Source organism: Pseudomonas sp. PB120, assembly GCF_009761815.1.
Taxonomy (GTDB): Bacteria; Pseudomonadota; Gammaproteobacteria; order Pseudomonadales; family Pseudomonadaceae; genus Aquipseudomonas.
In genome coordinates this window covers 125,679-139,410 of record NZ_RWIN01000122.1, presented here as the reverse complement: position 1 = coordinate 139,410, position 13,732 = coordinate 125,679, and the positions used below count along the sequence as shown (strand labels likewise).

Sequence of the window (13,732 nt, the reverse complement as noted above, 5' to 3'; positions counted from 1 at the left end):
AGGGCGCAATGCGCCGTTAGAATCAGGGCGTCCTCGCCCGGAATAGTTAGCATGTTTTGGTTATTGGCGATCCTCGCCTACCTGCTCGGCTCGCTGTCCTTCGCCATTTTGCTCAGCCGCCTGACGGGAAATCCCGATCCGCGAATGAGTGGTTCGGGCAATGCCGGCGCGACCAACATGTTGCGTCTGGCCGGCAAGAAACTGGCCGTCCTGACCTTGATCGGCGACCTCTGCAAAGGCCTTCTACCGGTACTGATTGCAGGCGCTGCCGGCCTTTCCCTGCAAGAACAGGCCTGGATCGGCGTCTGCGCCGTCATCGGTCACCTGTTCCCCGTATATTTTCGCTTTCGCGGCGGCAAGGGTGTCGCCACCGCTGCCGGCATGCTGCTCGGCCTGTATCCGCCTGCCGCTTTACTGGCGATCTGCGCCTGGCTGCTGACGTTCTACCTGACCCGCACCAGCTCACTGGCTGCACTCATTGCCACACCGCTGACCCTGCCGCTGCTGGCCTGGCAAGAACCAGCGGCCCTGCTGCCCATGAGCGCACTCACGGGACTGATCGTCTGGCGCCATCGCGGCAATCTACGCGACCTGTTTGCCGGGCGCGAACGGCATTTTTAAATACCGGGCATGAACGCCTTTCATCACAAGCCCGTCAATTGCTCCATCGGCCAGCGCGCCTGCACACTGATTGCCAGACTCTCGTGCTGACCGGCCTGCAAGCGCTGACAACCGGCAAACGCAATCATCGCGCCATTGTCGGTGCAAAATTCCGGACGGGCATAAAACACATCGCCTTTCATGTCGCCGAGCATTTTTTCCAGAGACGACCGCAGCGCCTTGTTTGCGCTAACGCCCCCAGCGATCACCAGGCGCTTCATGCCGGCCTGTTTAAGGGCTCGCTTGCACTTGATGGTCAAAGTCTCCACCACGGCCTGCTGGAACGCCAGCGAGATGTCGCAACGGGCTTGCTCACTGTCGTCCCCGGCGCTGACGCACTGCTGCCAGGTGTTCAGCGCGAAGGTTTTCAAGCCGCTGAAGCTGAAAGCCAGGCCCGAGCGGTCGCACATCGGACGCGGGAAGAGGAAACGTCCTGCGACACCCTGCTCCGCCAGACGAGCGATTTCCGGCCCCCCCGGATAATTGAGCCCCATCATCTTCGCCGTCTTGTCGAACGCTTCACCGGCAGCGTCGTCGAGGGTCTCGCCCAGGAGTGTGTATTGCCCGATCCCGTCGACCTGAACCAGCTGCGTATGACCGCCGGATACCAACAAAGCGACGAACGGGAATTCCGGTGGTTGAGACTCCAGCATCGGTGCCAGCAAGTGGCCTTCCATGTGGTGTACGCCCAGGGCCGGAATGCCCCAGGCAAAGGCGAGCGCCTGAGCGCAGGAAGCGCCCACGAGCAAAGCCCCCACCAGGCCAGGACCCGCGGTGTAGGCGATGGCGTCGATCTCGGTCGGCACACAGTCGGCTTCGGCCAACACCTGACGAATCAAGGGCAGCATGCGCTTTACGTGGTCCCGCGAGGCCAGCTCCGGCACCACACCGCCATAGGCACGGTGCAGGTCGATCTGACTGAACAGCGCGTCGGCGAGTAAACCACGTTCACTGTCGTAAAGTGCGACACCGGTTTCGTCGCAGGAGGTTTCTAATCCCAGTACTAGCATGGGTTTGCGCCTTGTTTAGGCTGAATTCGAAGGCGCGCATAATAGTCGCCACGTGATGCCCCGACCAGCGGTTTTCGATCAGAGGCTTTGCATTCCGAGCGATGAGGGGTTAACATCCGCAACCCTTAAAAACCGACGTCTTCAAGTGCTCTTTTGCCACGAGGATGTTGACCCCGGTAATGAATGAAGGTAGCTCTGGATGCCAGCCGTCAAAGTAAAAGAGAACGAACCCTTCGACGTAGCTCTGCGTCGTTTCAAGCGCTCCTGCGAAAAAGCCGGTGTACTGGCTGAAGTTCGTAGCCGCGAATTCTACGAGAAGCCGACTTCTGAGCGTAAGCGCAAAGCAGCAGCCGCTGTTAAGCGTCACGCCAAGAAAGTTCAGCGCGAACAGCGCCGCGCCGTTCGTCTGTACTAATACACAGACGATCGTAGCAAGCTTCTGCCAAGCCCGGCCCTCAGCCGGGCTAATGGCATTTGCGGAATACGCTTGATGCTTCACCGTCAAAGCCGCAGACGCGACCGAGACGAACATGCTTTACAGCGTCAGACCTGGCTCTTTTGCCAGCGGTGCACGTCTTTTCTGACGAGCCTTCCAAGGCTACTGACGAGCACACCCACTGATTCCTCTCACGACGATCAGCCCAAGGCACCTTCTTGCGTGCCCGCTTATGAGCTATCCGAGGCTATCGACTGGCCGTAGCGGATTCAGCGCAACACTTTCAAATAGTCGAATACTGATGGGTATTAACGTCAGTGGATTTTCGGCAGATACACTTCCCGACAGCGATTACGCAGACGACACTGGTCGAGCCGCACATTTTGCGTGCCTCAAACAATGACCCGCATTCGCCAGCCCTTCGTTTCGGGCCCCTTTCAGCGCAGATGACGAGAACGCCATGGCCGGGCTAATTCCCCAGAGCTTCATTGACGACCTTCTGAACCGCACCGACATCGTCGATGTGGTCAGCTCGCGCCTGCAAATGAAAAAGGCCGGCAAGAATTACACGGCCTGCTGCCCGTTCCACAAAGAGAAAACCCCGTCCTTCAGCGTCAGCCCTGACAAGCAGTTCTATTATTGCTTTGGCTGCGGCGCTGGCGGCAACGCCCTCGGCTTCATGATGGACCACGACAACCTGGATTTCATCCAGGCAGTCGAGGAACTCGCCAAAGCCGCCGGCATGGAAATCCCCCGCGAAGAAAGCGGCCGACCGCACAAACCGCGACAGCCAACCGATTCGCCGCTGTACCCCCTGCTCACCGCCGCCGCCGACTTTTACCGTCAGGCCCTGAAGAGCCATCCATCACGCAAAGCCGCGGTGGACTACTTGAAAGGTCGTGGACTGACCGGCGAGATTGCCAGAGACTTCGGCCTCGGCTTCGCGCCGCCGGGCTGGGACAATCTGTTCAAGCACTTGAGCAGCGACACCCTGCAACAAAAAGCCATGGTCGATGCCGGCCTGTTGATCGAAAACGCCGAAACCGGCAAACGCTACGACCGCTTCCGCGATCGCGTGATGTTCCCGATCCGCGATAGCCGCGGGCGCATCATCGCTTTCGGCGGCCGCGTACTGGGCGATGACAAGCCGAAATACCTGAACTCACCGGAAACCCCGGTATTCCATAAAGGCCAGGAACTCTACGGCCTTTATGAAGCACGCAAGAACAACCGCAATCTCGACGAAATCATCGTCGTCGAAGGCTACATGGACGTCATTGCCCTCGCCCAACAAGGTCTGCGCAATGCCGTCGCCACGCTGGGCACCGCCACCAGCGAAGAACACTTGAAACGACTGTTTCGTGTCGTGCCCAACGTGCTGTTCTGTTTTGACGGCGACCAGGCTGGCCGCAACGCCGCCTGGCGAGCACTGGAAGCGGCTCTGCCCTGCCTGCAAGACGGCCGGCGCGCACGCTTCCTGTTCCTGCCCGAGGGTGAAGACCCCGATACGCTGGTCCGCTCCGAAGGGACGGATGCTTTCCGCGCACGAATCAATCAACACGCTCAACCGCTGGCGGATTACTTTTTTCAGCAGCTGACCGAGGAATCGGACCCGCGCTCGCTCGAAGGCAAAGCCCACATGGCCACCCTCGCCGCGCCGCTGATCGATAAAGTCCCGGGCGCCAACCTGCGCATCCTGATGCGCCAGCGCCTGAGCGAAATTACCGGGCTCAGCGGTGAAGCCGTAAGCCAACTGGTGCAAAGCGCACCGCAGGAAGCGCCACCGACTTACGACCCGGGCATCGATTACGACGCCATGCCGGATTACAGCGACCACCATCAGCCGCAGGCACAAGAGATGTACGTGCCGCAGCAGGAATGGACACCGAAAAAACCCGGCGCCGGCGGCAAGAAGTGGGACAAAAAGCCCTGGGACAAGAACGGCAAGCGCGGCGGTGACTACGACCAGCAAAGCACCCCGCGCAAACCGATCGCCGTAGAAGCCCCGACCTTGATTGCACTGCGCACGCTCATTCATCACCCGGAACTGGCTGGCAAGGTAGAAACCGCCAATCATTTCGCCAATGAGAGCAACACCTACGCGCAACTGCTGGTGGCCCTTATCGAGGCCGTGCAAAAAAATCCTAGGCTAAACTCAATTCAGTTGATGGCTCGCTGGCACGGGACCGAACAGGGCCGCCTTCTCAAGGCATTAGCGGAAAAGGAATGGCTGATTGACGGCGATAACCTTGAACAACAGTTTTTAGACACCATTACTAGGCTATCAGCCGGTCAACACACGGATAGCCTGGAAGCACTCATCAGGAAAGCGAGGCAGCCAGGATTGACTGCAGAGGAAGCAACTCAGATCGCAAATCAGATGCGCGACCTATTAAAACGCAATATGGCTGTATCAAACCCGACCTCAACTGGCGCGTGAGGTCATAGCTCAGGTATAATCCTCGGCTTGTTTTTTGCCCGCCAAGACCTTCAGTGGATAGGGTGTTATGTCCGGAAAAGCGCAACAGCAGTCTCGTATCAAAGAGTTGATCACACTTGGTCGTGAGCAGGGTTACCTGACTTACGCGGAGGTCAACGACCACCTGCCGGAGGATATTTCAGATCCGGAACAGGTGGAAGACATCATCCGCATGATCAATGACATGGGGATCAACGTATTCGAGGTTGCGCCAGATAAGGATTCCCTTATGCTGGCCGACGCCGATACCGACGAAGCCGCGGCCGAAGAGGCAGCAGCAGCGTTGGCAGCGGTCGAGACCGACATTGGTCGCACCACCGACCCAGTGCGCATGTACATGCGTGAAATGGGTACGGTAGAGCTCCTCACACGTGAAGGCGAAATCGAAATCGCCAAACGTATTGAAGAGGGCATCCGCGAAGTGATGGGCGCAATCGCGCACTTCCCTGGCACGGTTGACCATATTCTCTCCGAATACACTCGCGTCACCACCGAAGGTGGCCGCCTGTCCGACGTCCTGAGCGGTTATATCGACCCGGATGACGGCATCGCGCCGCCTGCTGCAGAAGTGCCGCCGCCCATCGATCCGAAAGCCGTGAAAGCGGACGACGATACCGATGACGATGACGCCGAAGCCTCTGATGACGAAGAAGAAGCCGAAAGCGGTCCGGATCCGATCATCGCAGCCCAGCGTTTCGGCGCGGTCTCCGATCAGATGGAGATCACCCGCAAGGCGCTGAAAAAGCACGGCCGTACCAATAAGCTGGCCATCGCCGAGCTGTTGGCCCTGGCTGAGCTGTTCATGCCGATCAAACTGGTGCCGAAGCAATTCGAAGGCCTGGTCGAGCGTGTTCGCAGTGCCCTGGATCGCTTGCGTCAGCAAGAGCGCGCAATCATGCAGCTGTGCGTGCGTGATGCCCGCATGCCGCGTGCCGACTTCCTGCGCCAGTTCCCGGGCAACGAAGTTGACGAAAGCTGGACCGACGCACTGGCCAAAGGCAAAAGCAAATACGCTGAAGCCATTGGTCGCCTGCAACCGGACATCATTCGTTGCCAGCAGAAGCTGACCGCGCTGGAAACCGAAACCGGTTTGACGATCGCCGAGATCAAGGACATCAACCGTCGCATGTCGATCGGTGAGGCCAAGGCCCGCCGCGCGAAGAAAGAGATGGTTGAAGCGAACTTGCGTCTGGTGATCTCCATCGCCAAGAAGTACACCAACCGTGGCCTGCAATTCCTCGATCTGATCCAGGAAGGCAACATCGGCTTGATGAAAGCGGTAGACAAGTTCGAATACCGCCGCGGCTACAAATTCTCGACTTATGCCACCTGGTGGATCCGTCAGGCGATCACTCGCTCGATCGCTGACCAGGCCCGCACCATCCGTATTCCGGTGCACATGATCGAGACGATCAACAAGCTCAACCGTATTTCCCGGCAGATGTTGCAGGAAATGGGGCGCGAACCGACCCCGGAAGAGTTGGGCGAACGCATGGAAATGCCTGAGGATAAAATCCGCAAGGTATTGAAGATCGCTAAAGAGCCGATCTCCATGGAAACCCCGATCGGTGATGACGAAGACTCCCATCTGGGTGATTTCATCGAAGACTCGACCATGCAGTCGCCAATCGATGTCGCCACTGTTGAGAGCCTTAAAGAAGCGACTCGCGAAGTCCTGTCCGGCCTCACTGCCCGTGAAGCCAAGGTTCTGCGCATGCGCTTCGGTATCGACATGAATACCGACCACACCCTCGAGGAGGTTGGTAAGCAGTTCGACGTGACCCGTGAACGGATTCGTCAGATCGAAGCCAAGGCGCTGCGCAAGCTGCGCCACCCGACGAGAAGCGAGCATTTGCGCTCTTTCCTCGACGAGTGATCACAAAACCCCCGGCCCAGGCCGGGGGTTTTGCTTTTTACAGATAAAAATCCCCGCACTTCCCCCCCATCGAATTGCCCGTCTACACTCGAAACATTCCCCCGAGCCATAACGAGACCGTTATGCCCAGACTGCCGACCGTGCTTTTTTTGCTGTCGCTGATGACCTGGACCGCAACGGCTGGCGCGCTGACTCTTACTGACGATGAACGTCGCTGGCTGACGGCCCATCCGGACTTGCGCCTGGGTGTCGATGCGTCCTGGCCGCCTTTTGAGTTTCGCGATGACCAGGGTCGCTACCAAGGCCTGGCTGCAGATTACATCGACGTGATACGCCAGCGCCTGGCGGTCCAGCTCACACCTATCGAGCCGGTGAGCTGGACGGTCGTTCTGGAACAGGTCAAACAAGGAAAAATCGACTTGTTGCCGGGCATCATGTCGACCCCCGAGCGCCAGGCATACCTGTCCTTCACTCGCCCTTACCTGGACTTTCCCATTGTCATCCTTGCCCACGTCGGCGGCGCCCAACCGCGCAAACTTGAGGACCTGTACGGCCTGAAAATCGCCGTGGTGGAAAACTACGCACCGCATGAACTATTACGCACGCACAATCCAGACCTGAATCTTGTGGCGATGCCCAACGTCAGTTCAGCGCTGCAAGCATTGGCCACCGATGAAGTGGACGCCGTGGTGGGCGACCTGGCTTCCAGTGTCTGGAGCCTGCGTCAGCTCAAGCTGGAAGGCCTGTATGTCAGCGGCGAAACGCCCTATCGGTATCAACTGGCCATGGGTGTGCCTCGGGACAACAAGGTATTGGTCGGCATTCTGGACAAGGTCCTGGCAGACATGAGCCCCGCTGAAATCAGTGCCATTCAGGAGCACTGGGTCGGCACCGTTCTGGATCATCGAACGTTCTGGTCCGACCTGCTGGTATACGGCCTGCCGGGGTTATTGCTGCTGATTACCGTGCTGGTGGTGGTTATCCGTATCAATCGCCGATTGAGTTCTGAAATTTCCCGGCGGGTGGATCTGGAACAGGAACTGCGCAGCAGCGAGTACCACTACCGCGGGCTGGTCGAGAGCCTTTCGGCCATTGCCTGGGAAGCGCGGATGACCGATTTCACCTACAGCTATGTGTCGCCTCACGCTGAAGAATTGCTCGGTTACCCCCTGGCCCATTGGCTGATACCCGGCTTCTGGCGCAACATCATCCACCCCGCCGACCTGACCCGCGCCCAGACCTTCTGCGATCACGAAGTGCTGGCCGGACGCGATCACAGCCTCGACTACCGGGTGATCACCGCTGATGGCCGCTGCATTTGGGTACGCGACATCGTCAGCCTGATCGAGCACGGCCATGAACCGGTCATGCGCGGGCTGATGATCGACATCAGCGAGGCAAAACGCACCGAAGAAGCACTGCGCCTGTCGGAACAGAAATTCGCCTCCGTGTTCCAGCAATGCCCGGACATTCTGGTCATTGCGAGACTCTCCGACGGTTGCCTGCTGGAGGTCAACGAAGCCTTCGAAGAGCAGATCGGTCTCAAGGCCGAAGAGGTGATCGGCCAGACGGCCACCGACCTCAATATCTGGGGCATCCCCGGCGTAGGGCCGGGCCTGTTGCAGCGGTTGCAGGCCGGCAGCATCCGTAACCTGGAAATGCCCTTTCGCCGTAACAATGGCCAAGTGTTTACCGGACTGATCTCCGCGGAACCGTTCGACCTCGACACCACCCCGGCGCTGGTGGTGGTGGTACGCGATATCACCCAGCTCAAAGAAACCCAACAGCAACTGCAAACCTCCGAAGAAAAATTCGCCAAGGCCTTCCACGCCTCGCCGGACGGCCTGCTGCTGTCCCGACAGAGTGACGGTCTGCTGCTGGAGGTCAACGAGGGTTTCAGCCGTATCACCGGCTTCAACAGCGCCATGTCCGTCGATCGCTCGGCGCTGGACCTGGGAATCTGGGTCAATCTCAACGAACGCAAGCAAATGCTCGACCTGCTGCACCGGGACGGTTTCGTCCGCGACTTCAGTTGCCATATACGCCGCAGCGACGGGCAAATTCGCCTCTGCGAAGTGTCGAGCCGTCCACTTCCCATCGGCGATGAGGACTGCATGCTGACCATCGCCCGGGATATCACCGAGCGGCATCTGATGCAGGAAAAACTGCAACAAGCCGCAACTGTGTTCGAGAGCACGGCCGAGGGCGTGTTGATCACCGACACCCAGCAACACATCAGCGCGGTCAATCGCGCGTTCACAGAAATTACCGGTTACAGCGAGAGCGAAGCGCTGGGCCACACCCCTCGCCTCCTCGCCTCGGGCCTGCATGACAGCGCGTTTTATGCGGCCATGTGGCATCAACTGACGGCCGAGGGTCATTGGCAGGGCGAGATCTCCAACCGGCGCAAGAATGGCGAACTCTATCCGAGCTGGCTGACCATCAGCGCGGTGCGCAATCGCGACAAATTCATCACCCATTTCGTCGCCGTGTTCGCCGATATTTCCAGCCTCAAGCATGCCCAGGCAAAACTTGATTATCAGGCCCACCACGATCCGCTGACAGGCCTGCCAAACCGCACATTGTTCGAGAGTCGACTGCTGACCGCACTCAATAACCAGCAGGAAAACGGTGGCCAGGGCGCGGTGCTGTTCCTGGACCTGGACCGTTTCAAACATATCAATGACAGTCTCGGCCATCCGGTCGGCGACTTGCTGCTCAAAGGCATTGCGGTGCGCCTCAAGGAGCAACTGCGCGACATCGATACCGTGGCGCGACTGGGCGGCGACGAGTTCATTATCCTGCTGCCCGGACTGCAACAATCCAGCGATGCCGACAATATCGCGACCAAATTGCTCAACTGCTTTGGTGCGCCGTTCCAGGCCGGCGAGCACGAGTTTTTCATCAGTGCCAGCATCGGCACCAGCCTCTACCCCAAGGACGGCTGCGACGTCGCCACCCTGGTCAAGAACGCCGACGCGGCGATGTATCGCTCGAAAGCCAAGGGCCGCAACCGGGTCGAAAGTTATACCCGCGACCTGACCGCCCAGGCCAGCGAGCGCGTGGCACTGGAACATGAACTGCGGCGCGCCATCGAGCGCAACGAGCTGCACCTGCACTACCAGCCCAAGCTCAGCCTCGACGACCATAGCCTGGTCGGTGCCGAAGCGCTCCTTCGCTGGCGCCACCCCACCTTCGGCGACGTGCCGCCCGAGCACTTCATTTCGCTGGCCGAAGAAAACGGCATGATCCTGCAAATCGGCGACTGGGTACTCGAGACCGCGTGCCGGCAAATGTTCGAATGGAGCCAGCTCTACGAATCTCTCGGCCCGTTGTCCGTCAACCTCGCCGGTGCGCAACTGCGCCAGCCGAACTTGCTCGGCCGCATCGAACAATTGCTCAAGGACAACCGCCTCCGCCCCGACCTACTGCAACTGGAAATCACCGAAAACTTCATCATGAGCCAGGCCGAAGAGGCGCTGACGGTTTTGCATCAACTCAAGCACCTGGGCGTACAACTGGCCATCGACGACTTTGGCACCGGCTACTCATCCCTGAGTTACCTCAAACGACTGCCGCTGGACATTCTCAAGATCGACCAGTCTTTCGTCCGTGGCCTGCCGGATGATCCGCACGACGCCGCTATCGTTCGCGCCATCATTGCCCTGGGCCGCAGCATGCAGTTCACGGTCATCGCCGAAGGTGTAGAAACACTGGCACAGCAGGAATTTCTCGCGCAGGAAGGCTGCGAACAGATCCAGGGCTACATCGTCAGCCTGCCGCTACCACCGGACGAATTCGCGGCGACATTTCTTCGTACAACTGTATTGGATTTTTCGGATAGCACAGCCGAGAAACCATCGCTATAATCCGCGGCCTACTGAGGGCCTATAGCTCAGTTGGTTAGAGCAGAGGACTCATAATCCTTTGGTCCACGGTTCAAGTCCGTGTGGGCCCACCAAACAAGAAAGCCGCGCATATGCGCGGCTTTTTCGTGTCTGCGTGACTGGTTATTTTGAACTGTTGTTTAATTGCTCACTTCGCAAAGTTTTCGATTTTTACCTGTCCCTCAGGAAATGTCGCAATGATTTCCAGCTCGCCCCCCATTGCACGGATGTAGTCGCGCAACGTGCTGATGTACATATCGGTGCGTCGCTCCATCTTGGAAATCGCCGCCTGATTGACGTGCAGCGTCCTGGCCAACGTTTCCTGGCTCAATGCCTGCGCTTGGCGCAACTCGTGCAACGGCATTTCCGCTCGCAGTTTTCGAACCAGCGCATCGACGCGCTCTTGAGACTCTGGTGAACGCTGCGCCACCAAATCAGCGAATTGTTTAGCCATTCTCATAGCCCTCTTTTTTCAATAGTTCCAAATGCTCGTCGTACAGACGTTCCGCCAGTGGCACATGCTCCAGATACCATCGAGCCTGCCCGGTTTTATTACCGCCGATCAGCAGGATCGCGCATCGCCGCGGATCAAAGGCATAAAACACACGGTAAGGTTTTCCAGCGTGTTGCACTCGTAACTCGCGAAGTTTGCCATGTCGCGATCCCTTGATATCGCTGGCGTGAGGAAAACCCAAGTGCGGCCCGTCATCACCTAGCAACATGACGGTTGCCTGAACCGAGTCCTGCTCTGCTTCGTTAAGACCATTCCACCAACCTTCAAACTCATCGGTATATTCAACGTCCCACTTCATACAAATATGCCACCTAAGGAATATAACCTCAAAGGAATAAATGTAGAGACACCTGCGGCTGGCTGCCCACCCGAAATGCCATGGAGTTGTTAGGGATGATTTCTGCGAATCGTCTAGATTTCTCCAATCGCTGAGACGGTGAGTCAGGAGCCAAAAAAAAACCGCGCATATGCGCGGCTTTTTCGTACCCGGGGTTCAATCCTTACTCAGGCAACGCATACGCAATCACATAATCCCCACGATCCGTCGACTGACGCGCACCGCCCACCGTCAGCAGGATGTACTGCTTGCCGGTCTTCGGCGAAACGTAGGTCATCGGACCCGACTGACTGCCCACAGGCAAACGGGATTTCCAGATTTCGTTGCCGTTACCCGTATCGAAAGCGCGCAGGTAGAAATCCTGGGTACCGGCAAAGAACAACAGGCCGGATTGTGTGGCCAGGGAGGCGCCCAGGGTTGGCATGCCGATCGGAATCGGCAAGTGCATGCGGATACCCAGCGGGCCGGTGTCCTGCACGGTGCCAACTGGCACCTGCCACATCAGCTTGTGGGTCTTGAGGTCGATGGCGGACATGGTGCCGAACGGTGGTTTCTGGCACGGAATGCCGGCCGCCGACAGGAAGCGTTCGCGCATGGCGCCGAACGGCGTGCCTTCCTGGGGCACGACGCCCATTTCGATACCACTGGCCCCGGCGGCGATCTTGTTGCGCGGGATCATGTAGTTGGCCAGGCCGAGGCGCATATCGTTGACGAACATGTAGTGGGTGTTCGGATCAACCGAGACACTGCCCCAGTTCATGCCGCCCAACGAGCCCGGGAATTGCAGCGCTCGATCCAGGCCCGGCGGGGTGTAGACGCCTTCATGACGCATGCCTTTGAACTGGATGCGGCACATCAACTGATCGAACGGCGTCGCGCCCCACATGTCAGCTTCGATCAGGGTCTTGTTGCCGATTGACGGCATGTCCACCGAGAAAGGTTGGGTCGGCGAGTAGCGTTCGCCAGGCACATTGCCCTGCGGTACCGGGCGCTCTTCGACGCGGGCGATAGGCTCGCCGGTGGCACGGTTGAGCAGGAAGATTTCGCCCTGCTTGGTGACTTGCGCCAAGGCCGGCTGCAGGCCGCCCTTGTCGTCGGGCACGTCATACAGCAACGGCTGCGCCGGGAGGTCGAAGTCCCACAGGTCGTGGTGAGTGGTCTGGAAGTGCCAGCGCACCTGACCGGTCTTCACGTCGATGGCGACGATGGACGAGTTCCACTTGTCATCGAAGGCCGTACGTTGACCGCCAAAAAAATCCGGAGTGGCGTTGCCGGTGGGCAGGTACACCAGACCGAGTTTGGCGTCGTAGGACATGGCTGACCAAACGTTCGGCGTGCCACGGGTATACGTCTCGCCGGCCGGTGGCCGTTTGGTGGTGTTGGGATTACCCGGATCCCACGCCCAGGCGAGCTCGCCGCTGCGCACGTCATATGCGCGCACCACGCCCGGCGGTTCGCCGGTGGAATAGTTATCGGCCACGCGGCCACCGACGATCACCACGTCACCAGCGACCAATGGGGTCGAGGTTTGCTGGTAGTAGCCCGGTTTGACTTCGCCCATGTCGGTTTTCAGGTCGACGGTGCCTTTGTCGCCAAACTCTTCGCACGGCTTGCCGGTTTCAGCATTGATTGCAATCAGACGGGCATCGCCGGTCGGCAGAAACAGACGTTTCGTACAGGCTGTCGGCGGATTGTCCGAAGATGCAGGCGTTTCGGAATAGCCCAGGCCACGGCAACGCTGCCAGTTTGGTGCGGTGCCTTGCGGATCGAATTTCCAGCGCTGAGTGCCTGTATCTGCGTCGAGGGCGAAGACTTTGCCATAAGCGGTGCAGGTGTAGACCGTGTCGCCAATTTGCAGCGGTGTGTTTTGATCTTCGGCGCCGGCGCCAGTGCTTTCAGGAATATCGCCGGTGCGGAAAGTCCACGCCACCTGCAATTTGTCGATATTGCCTTTGTTGATCTGGTCCAGCGCGGCGAAGCGGTTGCCGGCGGTGGTGTTGCCCCAATGGGCCCAGTCTTTCTGTTCGGCGCCCGGTGCGACCGGCGTAACGGCCGGCTCATTGCTGGCCTTGACCACATGGGTCGGCACGAACATGTAAGCCATCGTTGCGACGACAGCGAGCCCCAGAATACCCGCAAGTCCGTAAGCGCCACGGCCGGCAGTCGCGCCCGACGCACGCACCAGGGTCGGGTAGATCAACGCGACAACCAGACCAATAACGGCGAAGGTCAGCACGCGCGAGACCAGCGGCCAATATTCGAACCCGGTGTCCCAGACGGCCCAGATGGCAGTCAGCATCAGCGCCAGGCCATACAACCACGCGCCTTGTGGCTTGCAACGGGCGATCATCAGCCCGGAGACCAGCATCGCCAGCCCCATCAGCAAGAAATACCAGCTACCGCCCAGAGCAACGAGATAGCCGCCGCCACCGGCCAGGCCAAGCCCGATCAATGCAATCAGGACACCCAGCCCCATCAGCAGCCATTTGCTGCCGGCGGCAGCCCCAGAAGTATTCATGTCGGAAATTTTCCC

At 58.9% G+C, this 13,732-nt stretch carries 9 protein-coding genes and 1 tRNA gene; 6 read left to right on the top strand and 4 right to left on the bottom strand.

Annotated elements, in window-relative coordinates; translation table 11 throughout:
* Nucleotides 1-51: 51 nt before the first annotated feature.
* Complete coding sequence (gene plsY / locus EJA72_RS22425; protein WP_157713797.1) at nt 52-621, top strand: glycerol-3-phosphate 1-O-acyltransferase PlsY; 570 nt, start codon at nt 52-54, stop codon at nt 619-621.
* A 23-nt stretch (nt 622-644) separates the two neighbouring features.
* Here plsY and tsaD read toward each other — a convergent pair whose 3' ends face one another.
* Nucleotides 645-1,670, bottom strand: coding sequence for a tRNA (adenosine(37)-N6)-threonylcarbamoyltransferase complex transferase subunit TsaD (gene tsaD, locus EJA72_RS22420; RefSeq protein ID WP_157713795.1), 1,026 nt, complete (start codon nt 1,668-1,670; stop codon nt 645-647).
* A 199-nt stretch (nt 1,671-1,869) separates the two neighbouring features.
* Here tsaD and rpsU point away from each other — a divergent pair, with 199 nt between their 5' ends.
* The 5 genes from rpsU to EJA72_RS22395 all read left to right on the top strand — a co-directional run bounded on the left by rpsU (nt 1,870) and on the right by EJA72_RS22395 (nt 10,422).
* On the top strand, nt 1,870-2,085 hold the full coding sequence (gene rpsU / locus EJA72_RS22415) for a 30S ribosomal protein S21 (protein ID WP_002551877.1): 216 nt from the start codon (nt 1,870-1,872) through the stop codon (nt 2,083-2,085).
* Between the two features lie 481 nt (nt 2,086-2,566).
* A complete protein-coding gene (gene dnaG / locus EJA72_RS22410; protein WP_157713793.1) occupies nt 2,567-4,546 on the top strand; it encodes a DNA primase in 1,980 nt (659 codons plus the stop codon).
* 67 nt (nt 4,547-4,613) lie between these two features.
* A complete protein-coding gene (gene rpoD / locus EJA72_RS22405; RefSeq protein ID WP_157713791.1) occupies nt 4,614-6,461 on the top strand; it encodes an RNA polymerase sigma factor RpoD in 1,848 nt (615 codons plus the stop codon).
* A 122-nt stretch (nt 6,462-6,583) separates the two neighbouring features.
* A complete protein-coding gene (locus EJA72_RS22400) occupies nt 6,584-10,330 on the top strand; it encodes a bifunctional diguanylate cyclase/phosphodiesterase (RefSeq protein ID WP_157713789.1) in 3,747 nt (1,248 codons plus the stop codon).
* A gap of 15 nt (nt 10,331-10,345) precedes the next feature.
* Nucleotides 10,346-10,422: transfer RNA gene (locus tag EJA72_RS22395), tRNA-Ile, on the top strand.
* 74 nt (nt 10,423-10,496) lie between these two features.
* On the opposite strand, the gene EJA72_RS22390 is transcribed toward EJA72_RS22395, so the two are convergent.
* The 3 genes from EJA72_RS22390 to EJA72_RS22380 all read right to left on the bottom strand — a co-directional run bounded on the left by EJA72_RS22390 (nt 10,497) and on the right by EJA72_RS22380 (nt 13,717).
* On the bottom strand, nt 10,497-10,802 hold the full coding sequence (locus tag EJA72_RS22390) for an XRE family transcriptional regulator (RefSeq protein WP_157713787.1): 306 nt from the start codon (nt 10,800-10,802) through the stop codon (nt 10,497-10,499).
* Nucleotides 10,795-11,160 carry a type II toxin-antitoxin system RelE/ParE family toxin gene (locus tag EJA72_RS22385; protein ID WP_157713785.1) on the bottom strand — a complete coding sequence of 122 codons (366 nt, stop codon included), beginning with the start codon at nt 11,158-11,160 and terminating at the stop codon, nt 10,795-10,797. Before EJA72_RS22385 ends, EJA72_RS22390 begins: the two co-directional genes overlap by 8 nt.
* Before the next feature lie 202 nt (nt 11,161-11,362).
* Complete coding sequence (locus EJA72_RS22380) at nt 11,363-13,717, bottom strand: glucose/quinate/shikimate family membrane-bound PQQ-dependent dehydrogenase (RefSeq protein ID WP_157713783.1); 2,355 nt, start codon at nt 13,715-13,717, stop codon at nt 11,363-11,365.
* Nucleotides 13,718-13,732: the final 15 nt, after the last annotated feature.

Coding starts and splice junctions, on each gene's coding strand:
- plsY (WP_157713797.1), top strand. CDS start 52: ATGTTTTGGTTATTGGCGATCCTCGCCTACCTGCTCGGCTCGCTGTCC.
- tsaD (WP_157713795.1), bottom strand. CDS start 1,670: ATGCTAGTACTGGGATTAGAAACCTCCTGCGACGAAACCGGTGTCGCA.
- rpsU (WP_002551877.1), top strand. CDS start 1,870: ATGCCAGCCGTCAAAGTAAAAGAGAACGAACCCTTCGACGTAGCTCTG.
- dnaG (WP_157713793.1), top strand. CDS start 2,567: ATGGCCGGGCTAATTCCCCAGAGCTTCATTGACGACCTTCTGAACCGC.
- rpoD (WP_157713791.1), top strand. CDS start 4,614: ATGTCCGGAAAAGCGCAACAGCAGTCTCGTATCAAAGAGTTGATCACA.
- EJA72_RS22400 (WP_157713789.1), top strand. CDS start 6,584: ATGCCCAGACTGCCGACCGTGCTTTTTTTGCTGTCGCTGATGACCTGG.
- EJA72_RS22390 (WP_157713787.1), bottom strand. CDS start 10,802: ATGGCTAAACAATTCGCTGATTTGGTGGCGCAGCGTTCACCAGAGTCT.
- EJA72_RS22385 (WP_157713785.1), bottom strand. CDS start 11,160: ATGAAGTGGGACGTTGAATATACCGATGAGTTTGAAGGTTGGTGGAAT.
- EJA72_RS22380 (WP_157713783.1), bottom strand. CDS start 13,717: ATGAATACTTCTGGGGCTGCCGCCGGCAGCAAATGGCTGCTGATGGGG.